This window comes from Aurantiacibacter spongiae (genome assembly GCF_003815535.1).
Classification (GTDB): domain Bacteria; phylum Pseudomonadota; class Alphaproteobacteria; order Sphingomonadales; family Sphingomonadaceae; genus Alteraurantiacibacter; species Alteraurantiacibacter spongiae.
The window spans coordinates 1,841,901-1,856,836 of sequence record NZ_RPFZ01000001.1; the positions used below are offsets into that span (position 1 = coordinate 1,841,901).

14 protein-coding genes and 1 pseudogene are annotated in these 14,936 nt (G+C 60.9%); 4 read left to right on the forward strand and 11 right to left on the reverse strand.

Features of this window, described 5'->3' with window-relative positions; genetic code table 11:
* Window positions 1–35: 35 nt before the first annotated feature.
* From EG799_RS08990 to dmeF, 8 genes are all read right to left on the reverse strand, one after another.
* A complete protein-coding gene (locus EG799_RS08990) occupies window positions 36–515 on the reverse strand; it encodes a cation transporter dimerization domain-containing protein (protein WP_230782970.1) in 480 nt (159 codons plus the stop codon).
* A gap of 24 nt (window positions 516–539) precedes the next feature.
* Window positions 540–1,169, reverse strand: a complete 630-nt coding sequence (locus tag EG799_RS08995; RefSeq protein ID WP_008603820.1) for a cation diffusion facilitator family transporter — start codon at window positions 1,167–1,169, stop codon at window positions 540–542.
* Complete coding sequence (locus EG799_RS09000) at window positions 1,166–1,537, reverse strand: SpoIIAA family protein (RefSeq protein WP_123880457.1); 372 nt, start codon at window positions 1,535–1,537, stop codon at window positions 1,166–1,168. Before EG799_RS09000 ends, EG799_RS08995 begins: the two co-directional genes overlap by 4 nt.
* A 22-nt stretch (window positions 1,538–1,559) precedes the next feature.
* Window positions 1,560–4,823 carry an efflux RND transporter permease subunit gene (locus EG799_RS09005; protein WP_148085436.1) on the reverse strand — a complete coding sequence of 1,088 codons (3,264 nt, stop codon included), beginning with the start codon at window positions 4,821–4,823 and terminating at the stop codon, window positions 1,560–1,562.
* Between the two features lie 37 nt (window positions 4,824–4,860).
* Window positions 4,861–6,009 (reverse strand): efflux RND transporter periplasmic adaptor subunit, encoded by a 1,149-nt coding sequence (locus EG799_RS09010; protein WP_123880461.1) that lies wholly within the window; start codon window positions 6,007–6,009, stop codon window positions 4,861–4,863.
* An 11-nt stretch (window positions 6,010–6,020) separates the two neighbouring features.
* Window positions 6,021–7,274 carry a TolC family protein gene (locus EG799_RS09015; RefSeq protein ID WP_123880463.1) on the reverse strand — a complete coding sequence of 418 codons (1,254 nt, stop codon included), beginning with the start codon at window positions 7,272–7,274 and terminating at the stop codon, window positions 6,021–6,023.
* Between the two features lie 63 nt (window positions 7,275–7,337).
* The gene (locus EG799_RS09020; RefSeq protein ID WP_123880465.1) at window positions 7,338–7,712 is read right to left on the reverse strand and encodes a hypothetical protein; all 375 of its coding nucleotides are present in this window, start codon (window positions 7,710–7,712) and stop codon (window positions 7,338–7,340) included.
* A gap of 123 nt (window positions 7,713–7,835) precedes the next feature.
* Window positions 7,836–8,789, reverse strand: a complete 954-nt coding sequence (dmeF, locus tag EG799_RS09025) for a CDF family Co(II)/Ni(II) efflux transporter DmeF (RefSeq protein WP_123880467.1) — start codon at window positions 8,787–8,789, stop codon at window positions 7,836–7,838.
* Window positions 8,790–9,172: 383 nt separating this feature from the next.
* Here dmeF and EG799_RS09030 point away from each other — a divergent pair.
* Both EG799_RS09030 and EG799_RS09035 read left to right on the forward strand, forming a co-directional pair.
* Window positions 9,173–9,514 (forward strand): annotated as a pseudogene (locus EG799_RS09030) (PAS domain-containing protein); the annotation flags it as partial.
* Window positions 9,490–11,250 (forward strand): TonB-dependent receptor, encoded by a 1,761-nt coding sequence (locus tag EG799_RS09035; RefSeq protein WP_229660415.1) that lies wholly within the window; start codon window positions 9,490–9,492, stop codon window positions 11,248–11,250. The pseudogene EG799_RS09030 and the gene EG799_RS09035, both read left to right, overlap by 25 nt.
* A 166-nt stretch (window positions 11,251–11,416) precedes the next feature.
* Here the strand turns inward: EG799_RS09035 and EG799_RS09040 are convergent, their stop codons facing one another.
* Genes EG799_RS09040 through EG799_RS09050 form a run of 3 tightly spaced genes read right to left on the reverse strand, consistent with a single transcriptional unit; the run spans window position 11,417 to window position 13,293 of the window.
* On the reverse strand, window positions 11,417–12,748 hold the full coding sequence (locus tag EG799_RS09040; protein ID WP_123880469.1) for a dihydrolipoyl dehydrogenase family protein: 1,332 nt from the start codon (window positions 12,746–12,748) through the stop codon (window positions 11,417–11,419).
* Complete coding sequence (locus tag EG799_RS09045) at window positions 12,741–12,953, reverse strand: GDCCVxC domain-containing (seleno)protein (RefSeq protein ID WP_053833516.1); 213 nt, start codon at window positions 12,951–12,953, stop codon at window positions 12,741–12,743. The genes EG799_RS09040 and EG799_RS09045 overlap by 8 nt, the downstream gene beginning before the upstream one ends.
* Window positions 12,946–13,293 carry a mercuric transporter MerT family protein gene (locus EG799_RS09050; RefSeq protein ID WP_123880471.1) on the reverse strand — a complete coding sequence of 116 codons (348 nt, stop codon included), beginning with the start codon at window positions 13,291–13,293 and terminating at the stop codon, window positions 12,946–12,948. The genes EG799_RS09045 and EG799_RS09050 overlap by 8 nt, the downstream gene beginning before the upstream one ends.
* A gap of 75 nt (window positions 13,294–13,368) precedes the next feature.
* On the opposite strand from EG799_RS09050, the gene EG799_RS09055 reads away from it, so the two are divergent.
* Both EG799_RS09055 and EG799_RS09060 read left to right on the forward strand, forming a co-directional pair.
* Window positions 13,369–13,758, forward strand: coding sequence for a MerR family transcriptional regulator (locus tag EG799_RS09055; protein WP_046903606.1), 390 nt, complete (start codon window positions 13,369–13,371; stop codon window positions 13,756–13,758).
* Between the two features lie 677 nt (window positions 13,759–14,435).
* On the forward strand, window positions 14,436–14,915 hold the full coding sequence (locus tag EG799_RS09060; RefSeq protein WP_123880473.1) for a TspO/MBR family protein: 480 nt from the start codon (window positions 14,436–14,438) through the stop codon (window positions 14,913–14,915).
* Window positions 14,916–14,936: the final 21 nt, after the last annotated feature.

Genomic DNA, 14,936 nt, shown 5'->3' on the forward strand with positions numbered 1-14,936 from the left:
CTTGCTTGCAGCGGCCGACCTGATCGCCGCGCTTGTCAATGGTCGTGATCATGGTCTTGGCATTGGTTCTTTTCGACCTGATGGCCCGGGACCATAACCGGATCACAGTTGGCAGCGAGGCAGGCTTCGAACGTTGCATGGGTGATGGCGTGCCGCGTCTCGAGCATACCGCGAGCCCACGCCTTCACATCCTCGAAAGCCTGCAACGAAGATTCGGCAGGAACGACATGCGCCTCAAGCGCGCGATAATGCTCGCTGATGCTCCAGACTTGGACGTGATGGACGTCGGCCACGCCTTCTGCGTCACGCAGGTCGCTCACAATGCGATCGAACTCGCTTTCGTCCGGCACCGCGCCCATCAAGAGACGCACCGTGCGAGGCAACAAAGTAACGCCCTGCCAGATCACAAAGTCACCAATGACCACCGTGATGGTCAGATCGGCGATATAAAGTTCGTATCGCAGAATGAGCACGCCAGCCACGATCACACCGGCCGAAGCCAGCGCATCGGACACATTGTGCAGGAAGATCGAATAGGGTCAATTCCTCTTCTCGCCGTGTTTGGTTCCCGCATCGTCGTGGCTATCCATGTGAGCGTCGCGCAGAATCTCGATGCCGCCATAGAGAGCGATGCAAGCTACCGCGATGCCCACAACGAGGTCGGGCCAGTTGGTTCCGGTCAGCATCACAATGATGCCGGCGATAATGATCCCGCCATTAGAGATAAAGTCGTTGAAGCTGAAGGTGGTCGCCGCCCGCATATTGACGTCCTTGTTCTCCATCTTCTGCAGCAGGCGCAGGCAATAGAGATTGACCATCCCCGCGATGAACGCCATCGCCATCATCAATATCCCGCCCGGATCGGACCCTTCCACAAACCGTCGGTAAGCATCGAAGATAACCCCAGCAGAGAAGATCAGCAGCATGATGCCGGAGAAACGTGCGGCCCCGCGTTTCCAGGTCCGTGAGCGGGTCAGCGCGAGCAGGCTGAGCGCATAAACGATGGCATCGGATGAATTATCGAGGCCGTTCGCCAACAGCGCATTAGAATCGGCAAAATACCCGACCGCGAAAAAGCCGATCGCGATGGCCACGTTAAGCCACAGGACAACCCACAGGGTCTTGCGCTTTTCAGGCGACCCGACATCGACCTCATGTCCGCCACTCATGCTGCGTCCTCCTCGGTTTGTACCCAGCTTTCCGCATGACTACGCTGTGATGGCCGGAAAAACTTCATTTCGGCGCGGAAGAGTGAGGATGACAATTTCGTGCCCCACTCTTCCCATTCGCTGTCGCCGATTATGGCGATCCGGCCGAAACAATCCTTATGCCGGATGTCGAACTTAAGATCGCGCCAGAGACCTCCGAAGTTCCAACCCGAAAAGTCAGGCGCGAGCTCGATCACCATCGGGACGGTACCGGCCTCGCGCTCTGCGATATGTTCGAATTGGGGAACAAAGCGGTCATAAGCTTCATCCCCCTGCCTGCCTCCGGCACGTATCCAGAGCAGTCCGTTCTTTTCCTTCAGTGCCAGCACCGTATTCTCCTTTCCCGATCGGTCATGTGATGTCCTTCAGCTCGCGCTGCTCATCGCTTGTCACATTGCGCCGCAGCCTGTCCCACCAACGCTGTCGCCAGGTCCGGTCATCTTCTCTGGTCCCGAAAACCAGCTTCAAGATTGCGGGCAAGACGAAAAGGGTCAGCGCGGTGGCGGTGATCAACCCTCCAATGACGACTGTCGCCAAGGGACGTTGCACTTCCGCGCCGGTCCCGGTCGCAATGGCCATCGGCACGAAGCCGAGCGATGCAACGAGCGCGGTCATGAGAACCGGCCTTAGGCGCGCCAATCCACCATCGACGATGGCGTCATCGAGCGCCATGCCCCTGTCGAGCCGCTGACGGATCGCAGTCACCATCACGAGGCCATTCAAGGTCGCCACACCCGACAGGGCGATAAAGCCTACCGCCGCAGATACCGAGAATGGCATCCCGCGTAGAGCCAAGGAGAAAATCCCGCCTGCCAGGGCCAACGGGATCGCGCTGAATACGGCGAGCGCCGGCACCCAGCCCCCAACCGCCATGTAAAGCAGCAAGAGAATGACCGCGAAAGCGATAGGAATGACTATCTGAAGTCTTTCCTGAGCAGCCTGGAGGTTCTGGTATTGACCGCCCCACTCGATAAACGCGGCAGCGGGCAGTTCGACCTGCGCCGCAACCCTTTCCTGGGCCTCTTCTACAAAAGACCCGAGGTCGCGTTCTCGCACGTTGGACGAGACGATCACCAGTCTGCGTCCCTGTTCCCGGCGAACCTCCGCGAGACCATCCACCACACGGAACTCGGCAACCGAGCGTAGCGGTATGGTTGCCCCGTTCGGGAGCAGCACCGGCAAAGCACCCAACTGGTCGAAATCGTCGCGGGTCGCGTCCGACAACCGCACAACCACATCGAAGCGGCGATCGCCTTCGAAAACGAGGCCCGCAGGCCGACCGCCCAGTGCGATCGCCACCGATTGCGCAACGTCTTCGACCTTCAGCCCGTAACGGGCAATCGCTGGCCGATCGAAGGCAATATCGAGGGTGGGGAACCCGGTCACTTGCTGGACCTTGACGTCCGCGGCGCCGTCGACATTGCGCAGCACGCCCGCAACCTCGTTTGCCGCTGAGGTCATGGCGCTGAGATCGTCTCCGTAGATCTTGACGGCAACATCTCCGCGAACGCCTGCGATCAATTCGTTGAACCGCAATTCGATCGGTTGGCTGAACTCGTAAAGGTTGCCGACGAGACTGCTGAGGGCGCTCTCCATTTGCGCGACCAACTCGTCCTTGGCGAGGTCGGGATCGGGCCATTCCTCACGGGGTTTGAGGATCACGTACGCATCGGAAGCGTTCGGCGGCATCGGGTCACTGGCCACTTCCGCCGTGCCCGTCCGCGAAAAGACAAGCTCGACTTGCGGAAATTGCTCGAGCCGGTCCTCTACCCGCCTTTGCATCGCGAGCGAACGTTCGAGCGATGTCGAAGGAATACGCAGCGATTGCACGGCGATGTCGCGCTCGTCCAATTGCGGTGTGAACTCGCTCCCGAGGAAGCTGAACACGAAGGCCGCAAAGGCGAAGATGCCGACGCCGACGCCGATGACCGGCCAGGGGCGGGTGATCGCCCTGCGGACCAGCGGTCCGTATCGCTCCTTGGCGATCCGGATCGGCTTGACCTCCTTTTCGGTCAGCTTTTTGTTGAGCAGGATGGCGATCATTGCCGGGACGAAGGTCAGCGACAACACGAACGCCGAGGCGAGCGCGAGCATGACCGTGATCGCCATGGGTGAAAAGGTTTTGCCTTCGACGCCGGTAAAGGTGAGAAGCGGTGCGAAGACGAGAAGAATGATCGCCTGGCCGTACACGGTTGGCTTGATCATTTCCTGCGCGGCAAGCCGCGTTTCCGTCAACCTCTCACCAAGTGTAAGAAGTCGGCCCTCGTGTTCCTGTCGAGCCGCGAGCCTCGCGACGCTGTTCTCGACGATGATGACGGCACCATCGACGATCAGGCCGAAGTCCAGCGCACCCAGGCTCATGAGATTGCCCGAAACGCCGAGCCGGTTCATTCCGATCGATGCCATCAGCATGGAAAAGGGGATGACCAGCGCCGCGATGATCGCTGCCCGGATGTTGCCCAGCAGCAAGAACAGGATCGCAATGACCAGAAGCGCGCCCTCGACAAGGTTCTTCTCGACGGTCGCGATCGTCGCATCGACCAGGGAAGACCGGTTGTAGACGATCTCCGCGACAATTCCTTCCGGCAGGGAGCTGCGGACTTCCTCAAGCCGTTCGGCCGCCTGGGCCGAAACGGTGCGGCTATTCTCGCCCGCGCGCATGAGCACGGTGCCCACGACCGCTTCATCGCCCTTCAGCGACGCCGCGCCAGTTCGAAGGTCACCGCCGATGCTGACCGTGGCGATGTCCCCTACGCGAATAGGCACTCCCTCGCGGGTGGAAACGACCGCCTGCTCGATATCCTCGACGCTGCCGAGGCGCGCATCGACCCGGGCGAGGAGGGCTTCACCGGCCCGTTCGACGAAATTGGCCCCTTCGGCGAGATTGGCCGCTTCCAGCGCGTCGATCACCTCGTCGAACGACAAACCGTAACCGGTCAATCGTGCGGGATCGGGTTGGACGAGATATTGCTTTTCGAAGCCGCCGATGGAGTCGACACCTGCCACACCGTCGACCGACCGCATGAGCGGTGCAACCACCCAGTCCTGAATGGTTCGCAGATAGGCAGCCTTGGCAACATCGCTGTCGAGCCGGTCGCCACGTTCGGTCACGAAGCTCCCGTCGGACTGCCATCCGACCGCTCCGCCCCGCGGCGCTTCCTTGCCGTCAGGATATTCGTACTCGATGGTATACATGAGCACTTCGCCCAAGCCGGTCGAGATGGGTCCCATCACCGGTTCGGCACCCTCGGGCAGCGAAGCGCTTATGGGCGTCAGCCGTTCGTTGACCTGCTGACGCGCGAAATAGATGTCGGTCCCTTCCTCGAAAATCGCGGTCACCTGGCTGAACCCGTTGCGCGATATCGAGCGTGTCATTTCCAGACCCTCGATGCCAGCAAGCCCGGTTTCGACAGGATAGGTGACCTGCGTCTCGACTTGCGAGGGCGAAAGGGCTGGTGCCTCGGTGTTGATCTGCACCTGTACGTTGGTGATATCGGGCACAGCATCGATGGGCAGGCGGAGCAAATTCACCACGCCAAAGATTGCCACACCGAGGGTCAGCACGACCATCGCCCAGCGAAAGCGCACGGCGACGTCGAGGATCATGCCGATCAGGCCATGGCGGTGGGGGCGATCCGCGTCCTGCATGTGATCAGTGTCCATGCTCGGCCTCCTCCTTCTCGAGTTCAGCCTTCAGCAAGAAGGCGTTGGCGGTGGCTATCCGCCAATTTGCTTCGAGACCGGACTCGATGACCACCCGTCCTCCCGAACGCGCACCGGTGACCACTCGACGGGTTTGAAACCCGCGGCGCGTGCGAACGAAGACCACCTCTGCGCCATCGATTGTCTGGACGGCACTTTCCGGCACCGACATGCGGCCTGTATCGACCTCACCCGAGGGGCGGATACGTGCCTGCAAGAAGGCACCGGGTTGCAGGCCGGGGATCGGCCTTGCCAGCGACAGGACCGCCGTAGCGCTGCGGCTTTCGGGATCGAGCGAGGGAGTGACGGATCGCACGCGCGCACCCACTTCCCGGTTGTCCGCGATTTCCAGCGTGGCCTCGTCGCCAGGCTGGATGCGGCTTGCTTCAGCCGACGGGAGGGCAACCTCGACCTGCATGCCGCTCGGGTTCACGACCTGGTAGAGTTCTTCTCCGGCCTCGACGAAGGACCCGAGAACGATAGGCGCCGAGGTCACTCGGCCCGCGAGCGGGCTCGTAACCGCGAGGGAGCGCCCGTCGCCGCTAACACCCGCCGCCGAGACTGCCGCTTGGGCACGCGCAAGTTCCGATTGAGCAACCTGCAGATTGGCTCGGGCGGCCTCGAGATCCTGCCGCGCGGTGACATTGGCTTCGAAAAGGCGGCGCTCTCGATCGTAGGCAGCAGACAATTCGTTGACCCGCGCGCCCGCTGCGCTGAGTTGCGCCGCAAGAGCAGCGGCGTCGGCGCTCTCGATGCGGGCAATCGTCTCTCCCTGCCTCACGTAATCACCCAGCGTTTTGCCGACACTGCGGACTACGCCCGCTGCGCGGGCATCGATGCGGGCACTTGCCGTCGGGCTTGCCGCGACGGTGGCCGGAAAGACCAGCTCGACCGCCGATCCCTGACCGACGGTTTCGACCTCTATCTGGGACGCTTCGATTTGTTCGGCGCCAAGCAGGACAAGCCCTTCGGGAAGCTCGGCCTCCTCGCTCGTTTCCTCAATGTGCTGGTCGGCACTGCCACTTGGCCACAGCATAAACACTGCAGCGGCGATTGAAACGATCACGCCGATAAAAACGGCCAGACGTCTACGGTTCATTTGGAAATACCTCATTGTGCGCCGAGCCAGATCAGCGTCGCCGCCAGGCGGCCACGATCTTCCTGGGCTTGAATCAATGCTTCACGGATGGTGTCGCGCGCTTCGGCCGCAGCCAGAACTTCGATCAGCGGAAATCTGCCGTTGCGGTAGCCAATCCGAACGAGGCGCAAGGCTTCCTCGGCTTGGGGCAAGGACGTCTCCGCGAGGGTCTCGACCCGCGCTTCGGCTGCCAGAAATTGTCCGCGAGCCTGCGTGACTTCGAGTTCGAAATCGGTGCGGGCAATCGCCTCCCGTGCCGTCGCGGCGCGAAGCCGCGCCTCGGCAGCAGCGATGTTTCCTTGGTTGCGATTACTGAACGGAAACGGGATCGAAACGCCTACGAGGAACGCCTGGTCTCTGCTTTCCTCGAACCGTCGGACACCGGCGGATATCGCCGGATCCGGAATGCCTAAAGAGCGTTCCCGGGCGATCGCGGCATCTGCAGCCTCGCGTTCGGCACGGGCGACCTGAAGACGTAAGGCCGAAGGCGAGGCGAGCAGCGTCGCCGGAGGTTCGATCTCGGGGAACACCGAAGGCACGTCCGTAGCAGGTGTTGCCTCGCCCCAAAGCGCGGCGAGCGCAGTCCTCGCCGCACTGTCGGCGGCCAGGGCCGCTTCAAGCTCCGCGAGCGCCTCCGCAAGTGCCGCTTCGGCACGAAGCGAGCGCAGGGGAGGCTCCCGTCCGACATCGACCAGTACGCCTGCGATCCTGGCAAGCTCGCGATTGCGCTCGACTATGTCCCGCGCGAGTTCCAATCGGGCTGCCGCGGAGACGGCTTCGACATAGCGTTCGCGTACCGATCGCCCTAGCTGAGCAACCGAGAGCGCTCCTGAAAGGGCCGCGACGCGCGCTTCCGCCTGGGCGGCGCGGACGCGCGCTCTCCGTTTGCCGCCCAATTCGAGCCGCTGGCTCAGGGACAAAGTGTACTCGGTGGCCTGCAATCCCGAAAATGCGCCGCTTCCGGCAATGTTTTCGGCTTCGAAAGCAATTTCGGGGTTGGGCCGCAGCCGCGCCTGGTCGACCAGGGCCCGCGCCGCGTCGGCTTCGGCCCGCGGTCCGATCAGGCGCGGATTTTCTGGGGGCTCATCTGCGCTGTCGACGATGCCCGCACGAGCGAGCGCAGCTTCGAGCGTCAGAAGCTCACGCTCCTGCGCCGCCACGGTCGTGGCTTGAGCGGCGAGGAACAGCCCTCCAAGGAGGACCCCTCGCCAATGAATGGCTGACATTTTTCGAAAATTCCTCTGCTGACGATCCGAACTGCGCTGCGGCATGCAGCGCGGTGACGGTCGTCAGGCGCGAGGGGGGCGCTTCAGTCGGTCGGCAATTTCGGAAGCGAGCGCTTCGGCGGGAGGCGCATCGGGAACCACGACCAAGTGAGGGACCGAATTCTTCTGCACGGTGCCGGCAAAGCTCGCCCCGTGATGGCAATGGCCGTGTCCACACACGCCGTGTTGCTCGGCCGGCGCATCCGGATCGCCCGGCACTTCATCGGCGGCTGCGGATGACGCAGACGCGCTATCGAGCGAAGCCAGAACGGGCGTGCTTCCGGGCGCCACTTCGGCACCGCAAGCAGCAGCATCCGCCGCCGTCACGAACACCATCGCGACCAGCATGAGCAGGACGACGAAAGGGTGCAGCACAAGGCGACGATAGCTTGTAGTCATGGATTCCAACGGCTCCTAGCAAACCGCATCAAGATTGCAAGTTCCGTAACACGATGAAGTATAAGTCTTTTGTTACAGTATAACAGTCCTCGAATACTGTTTCGGTCTTTTAGAACGGCGCGATCAGGCCGCGCGAAGCTCGGGATGCGGATGCTCGCAGCGATGAACTTCGATCGTGACGTGCACATATTCTGCATGCTCTGAAAGTCGGCTGGCATAATTGTCGGGCGCGAGCGGATCATCGGCGATGAGCGAGGCGATGACTGCATACTTGCCAGGACCGATCCGCCAGATGTGCAGATCGCCGATCGCGGCGTCCCGGTCCTCGAGCGCCTCGCGCACCTCTGTGTACCGTTCAGAGGCCGCTTCGGCGTCGACAAGCACGGCAGCGGTATCGCGCAGCAGTGACCATGACCAGCGCCCGATCACGAAAGCACCCACCAGCCCCATTGCCGCGTCCATCCATGCCCAGCCGAGGTACATGCCGGCGAGAAGGGCCACGATAGCCAGGACGGAGGTCAGGGCATCGGCAAGCACGTGGAAATAGGCGGAGCGCAGATTGTTATCGGCATGCGCATGGTCGTGGTGATGATGATGGTCGTGATCATGCCCATGGTGATGATCGGCACCAAGCAGCCAGGCACTCGCGAGGTTCACCACGAGGCCGAGCACGGCGATCCAGATAGCCTCGGTATAGGCAATCGTGAGCGGACTGACGAACCTTTGAGCCGATTCAACCGCGATCCCGATTGCGAAGATGGCGAGGACAAGCGCGCTCGCGAAGCCGGCGAGGTCGCCCACCTTGCCGGTACCGAATGTGAAACGCGGGTTGTTCGCATGGCGCTTGGCAAACCAGTAGACGAAGGCCGCGACGCCCAAGGCACCTGCATGGGTCGCCATGTGGATACCATCGGCGAGAAGCGCCATCGATCCAGTCCACAGCCCCGCAACAATTTCGATCACCATCATCGCGGCGGTCAACGCGACAACATAGCGCGTGCGCTGCTCATGCGCGTCGTGCGAAGCGCTCAGAAAGTTGTGATCATGGGCGAGCGGTTTAGAGACGGCGTGGTGCATGCGAGGCTGATAATCGGTATTACGGAAGGGCGAAACCTGAATGGAGCGTTCGACTCCGAGACCGAGGTGAATTTCGGACCTAGTAATTCCTTCCCGTCAGTCAGACCGAGAATCTGGTATTGCGAAAAGTAGGACCTCACTTCTCGCGATATCCGCTGCATTTACTCTCAATCCTACCTGTGCGATGAGCGTCAGCGTTTGAAAATCAACAAGATACGACAGGTATCCTATCGGTCCGATTCTGTTCATCCCGGGAAGGTCACAAGCTGGCCATGAATGCAAAAATCATCACGAATTTCCAGCTTGGCAGCCGCGAATCCTCCTCGGCGCCGGATGTCTTGCCCTTGGCTACAGAGCATGCGCTGCAATCCGCCGGAGCTGCTTTCCATGCGCTCGCCGACACCATGCCGCAGATGGTTTGGTCGACTCTTCCCGACGGCTCCCACGATTATTACAATGCGCGCTGGTATGAATTCTCGGGTGTCCCTGTCGGATCAACCGACGGCGAAGGATGGGCCGGGATGTTTCATGAGGATGACCAGGCCGATGCATGGAATAAATGGAACCACAGCCTCGCTACCGGCGAACCGTACGAGGTTGAATATCGCCTGAGGCATCACAGCGGTGATTATCGCTGGATGATCGGTCGTGCGCTGCCGATCCTCAACGAGCAGGGTGAGATACAGCGCTGGATCGGCACTTGTACGGATATCGACGAGCAGAAGCGCACCGCCCTCCAAAACTGTTTGAAAGCGTCCAGGTCCTCAACGGCGCCAGCGCCTTCCTGAACGGTGCAGCACCGGGCGGATCGGGACTTGGCGGAAGCGTCAATCTGCAGCTCAAGAGGGCCGGAGACACCGACCTCAATCGCGTAACCGTTTCAGCCAGCGAGAATGCCCACTTCGGCGGCAGCTTCGATGTCGCTCGCCGCTTTGGCCAGAACGGCGAATGGGGCGTTCGCCTGAATGCAGCCTATCGTGACGGCGAAACGTCGATCGACCGTGAAGATCGCCGCACTCAGGTCGTGGGCGGTGCGATCGATTATGACAGTGGCCCGCTACGGGCAGCTCTCGACCTGGCGTTCCAGAATGTCCGGATCGACGCCTTGCGGCCGAAGGTCACCGTCGGAAGCGCAACGATCCCCGCCGTTCCCGATGGCGATGCGAACTATGCGCAGGATTTCACCTACACCGAACTGCGCGATGTTTTCGGCGCGCTGGCCGTGGAATACGATCTTGCCGACAATGCATTGGCATACTTCAGGGCCGGTGCGCGCGACGGGCGCGAGGAAGGCATTTACGGCGGCATTACCGTTCTCGATGCCGGTAGCGGTGCTGCCAGCGGCACGGCGCTGTTCGTCCCGCGGACCGACAATAACGAAGCGGTCGAAGCTGGCATCCGCGTGAAGTTGGGCGAAGCGATCACCCACGAGTTCAATTTCGGCGGCAATGCCAGCTGGCAGGTGAACCGCAACGCCTATGATTTCCGTTACGGGCCTGGTTTTGCCGGCTACGCCACCAATATCTACGACGCCCCGCAGGTCGAACTGCCGTCTTCGGCCCTCGTCGGCGGCGACCTTGAGGATCCCTTCCCGATTTCGCGGACGCGGCTCTGGAGTGCTTTCGCATCGGACACGATCGGGATGATCGAAGACCGTTTGCAGGTCACGGCGGGCCTGCGCCTGCAATCCATCAATGTGAAGAGCTACAGCTATTTCGGCGGCGACCTGGCGACCGAATACGATGAAAGCGCAGTCACGCCCGTAATCGGCGTGGTCCTCAAGCCCTTCGATGGCCTGTCGCTATATGGCAACCGGATCGAGGCGCTCCAGCAAGGTCCGACAGCGCCCCTCGATCCGGCGCTCGTCAGCAATCCGGGAGAGGTGCTCGCGCCCCGCAAGTCGCTGCAGTACGAGGTTGGAGGCAAGCTGGCACTGGGCGATGTCTTCGTCGGTCTCGGCGCCTACCGCCTTGAGCGACCGGGAGAGGGTGTGCTTGCCGACGGCAGCTTCGGATACCTCGGGGATCAGACGCACCAAGGCATCGAGTTCACGGTCAACGGCGATCTGACACCCAGCCTGAGGCTGATCGGCGGCGCAGCTCTGACCGATGCGAAGCTCGTCAGCGGCAACGAGGTACCTGGCGTTTCCGAATACACCGCCAATGCAGACTTGGAGTGGGACTTGGGCTTTGTGCCTGGCGCGACGATCACAGCGCGTGCAGTGCACACGGGTCCGCAGTGGGTCGATGCCGCCAACACGCTCGAACTCGATAGCTGGACGCGTATCGATCTCGGTGCGCGCTACGTCTTCGCGGCGGACGACACGCCGGTCACGCTCCGCCTTTCGGCCGATAATATCACGAACGAAAAGTACTGGGCCAGCGCGTTCGACGTCTTTTCTGCCGCACTGCTGCAAGGAACCCCGCGCACAATCAAAGCCAGCATCTCTGCCGACTTCTAAGTTGGGCTGCGATGGGGCCGCTAGTGGTCAGTCCGGTCCTGGTCGACAAGGCGCAGATAGCGGACATTCGGCTTGCGACCCGTGAGCGGACATTGGTCGCATTACACCGCTGTGTGAAAGCAGTCGTTGGGTTGGAATGGAGAGAACTCCGGCGATCGGGTGCTGCTCAACCCAACATAGATCCGGCGTCGGAGGCAGCTGTAGGGTAAGCAAACATAGTCGATTTAATATCGTCCGCATTAAGCCCATGTCGGATGGCTAAGCCGAAGATATTGATCAGTTCGTCAGCGTCAGGGCCGACCAGGTGAGCCCCAAGGATGCGTCCTGTTCCAGTTTCGACCAGCACCTTGTGGCCGTAGATCTCTTCGTTCAGCCGCCTTGCCGAAAACCAACCTGGGTGCGATCCAGCATTCACCGTGAAATCCAAACCTGCCTCGTGCGCCTCGCTTTCCAGCATTCCGACCCGCGCCGCCGGCGGCTCCGTGAAAAGTGCACTAGGAACCCCACAATAGTTCGGAGCTCGGCCGCTATCTTCGAGTATGTTCTCAAGAACCACTTTGGCATCATGACTGGAGACCGGAGTCAGTGGCGGACCATTTGCAGCAGCGTCACCCGCCGCGAAGACTTTGGGGTTGCTTTGGCTTCGTAGTTGAGCGGTAAGCACCAAGCGACCCTCGTCACAGGCGACGTCTCCCGCCCCCAGATCGAGCGAACCGATCGCAGGGACTCTTCCGGCAGCGTGCACCACCAAGTCCCCTTCGATCCTGCGGTCGCCAGCATGGACGGTCAGAACGCCGCCTCTCTTCGCTACGCTGTTCACCTCGGCGTCCACGATTTCAATGCCGAGATCGTCGAAACTCGGCATGAGCCAATCGACCGTGTCAGGGTCGAAGGCTTTCAGAATGCGGCCTCGTTGGATGATGGTCACCTTTGCACCTGCCCGCGCCGCGAGGTGGGCAAATTCCGCAGCTATGTATCCACCGCCGACGAATACGATCCGATCTGGAAGGGATTCGAGTTCTAGGAATGCATCGCTGTGGGTCAGCAACGGCTCGCCTTCGATGCCAAGTGATCGAGGCTCCGCCCCCGTCGCGATAAGAGCGTGGGAAAAACACAGTTCGGTCTCGCCTATCACGATCCGGCCGGGGCCAGCGAAGCGAGCCGTGCCGTGGAAGGTCGCGACGCCCTTTCGCTCGTAGCGAGCTTCCTGCTTTTCAGGGACGGGGTCGGTGAAGCTGCGCTTGAATGCCTGGAGGTCACCCCAGTCAATCGAAACAGAACCTTCGATACCCTTCCCCTTCAATCGCCTGTGTGCAGCGAGCGCTTCCTCTCCACTCACCATCATCTTTTTCGGATCGCACCCTCGGAGCGCGCATGTGCCACCGTAGGGCCTGTAATCGATAACCGCGCAACGCTTCCCGGCGTCGGCCATCTGGTGGACCGCGACCTGCGCAGCCGTTCCCGATCCGATCGCAATGAAATCGAAAGCCTCAGCCATTGCAGCAGTCCCCTTCCTGTATCGGAGGACAGCGAACTGTGCCGTAGGAGCAGAACACGCAGCAATCGCCGTGGAGCGGCTTGAGACGCACGCCGCAGCCCGTGCAAGTGTAGAAGAACATGCAGGCGTTGGTCGGCATTTCCATGTCTTCTTCATGACCGCATTCGGGGCAGCGCAAGCGCGAGATCAGGATCGGATCAGCCATAGAGGAAGGCACCTGTCAGCAGCGCAGCACCGATGGCAATCCCTATGGCGGTCAGCGCTTGATAGGTCGGTGATCCGCATGCACTGTCCGCCGGGCATGTTTGTGCCTGCCTAAACTGCCAGAGCAAACGGAGGGTCGCAGCGAGGAGAAGAGCCGACGCGAGGGTCAGCAGGGGGAGGCGATAGGGGGCTACGACAGGCGAGATGCTGCCAAGCCACGCGGAACCCACACCAACTGACGTAAGCGTCAATGGGAGTGCACAGCAAGCAGCTGCTCCGAAGGCAGCAAAGACACCGCTGCCCGCCGCTAATCCGTTCCACCATGTGCTGAAGCTGCGCACCAGTCGTCCCTTTCCAAAACCCGATTCCCGCAATTATTTACAGTCTGTAGCAACTACAGACTCAAGGGGTTTCGTGTGAAAATCGGTGATGTATCGAAACAGACCGGATGCAAAATCGAGACAATCCGATATTATGAGCGGATAGGAGTCATCGACCCGCCTCCACGAAGGGGCGCTTACCGCGACTACGGTCCTCGGGACATCGAGCGGCTGCGTTTCGTTCGGCGTGCGCGCGAACTCGGCTTCTCCCTTGAAGAGGTGCGGGCGCTGCTCGACCTCACACCGGGGCCCGATGTGCATTGCGATCAAGTGCAATCAATCGCGGAACAGCATCTCGGGAACGTCCGCGCCAAGCTGGCGGACCTCGCGCGCATGGAAACTGCTCTGACAAAATTGATCAGGCAGTGTGGCACTACCAGTGATGATCGGTGCCCGGTATTGGAAAGCTTAGCCGGCGAAGGCTAATCCAGCAGATCCAAGCTACGGACCAACGTTCCATCCAACACTCACAATTGACTCAGCCTGCCAGAGCAGAAAAGCAAGCGGTCCGCTTTCGGGCACCTTGCTATGCGCGGGCTACGTCCAGAATCCGGGCGTATTGTGTTGAAAAACTCTGCCACCCGTTTTGGTCGGTAACACTAGAACTTTGGCACGCCTCGTAGTGTAACAATGATTCAAGCGGCAAGCTCACTCTGAATTTTTGTTGCCCGAAATTAACCTCCGGCGCGGCGGGGCCGACTTTTTCAACACAATACGGGCGTAAAGCTGACATTGATATCGCCCAACTCGCATAGGGAGAAATTGAATTTGGAGTCCCGAAAAAGGCATCGAACCAATGCATTAGACGGCTTTTGAGGGCCTTTTGAGGGCTTTTTGGAGACGACCGAATTCCTAGCTATCTGATAAGACGTAAAAAATTATTTCGAATGTGATGCCTCTTCTGGCACCACTTCTTTCCATCCCCATCATATTGCGCGCGAAGGCTCGGACCGATTGCGCGCGGATGATCCGTGCCTGGCCGGAAAGCAGCGTATCTTCCGGCTCGGTTCTCACCATCTGAACAGGGTATCGTGGGCCCTCTGCCCTTTCCGTAAAGCCGGTCTTGTGCTTTGTTCGGTTCGTCTCGCTGGAGTGAACGCCACATGGAAGTTGCCATCGCGGTTGGATGGGCGCTGGCCCTTGGGCTGGTCGGCGGTCTGCTGACCGACGTGGGTGACTGGTATGCGGGTCTGCGCAAGCCGTCCTGGCAGCCGCCGGACTGGCTGTTCGGTCCCGCATGGACCGTCATTCTCGGGCTTGCGGCGTGGGCCTTCGTCCTTGCCTGGCGCGGGACTGACGAGAGCGGGAAAGGCCTGCTGCTGGGTCTCTATGCGATAAACGGCGTCTTTCACCTGCTGTGGTCGCCGCTCTTCTTCAAATGGAAACGACCGGACTGGGCGCTGGTCGAGGTGGCGTTTCTGTGGGCTTCGGTACTCGCGCTCGCCATCGCGCTTCGTCCCATGTCCGTCCTCGCGAGCTGGCTGATCGTCCCCTATCTCGTCTGGGTCAGCTTCGCTGCCATCCTCAACCTCGCCATCGTACGTCGCAACGGCCCGTTCGCCCCGCGCCGGGCCAGCCTGTAGAGCGAAGGGGAGGCTTGCCTT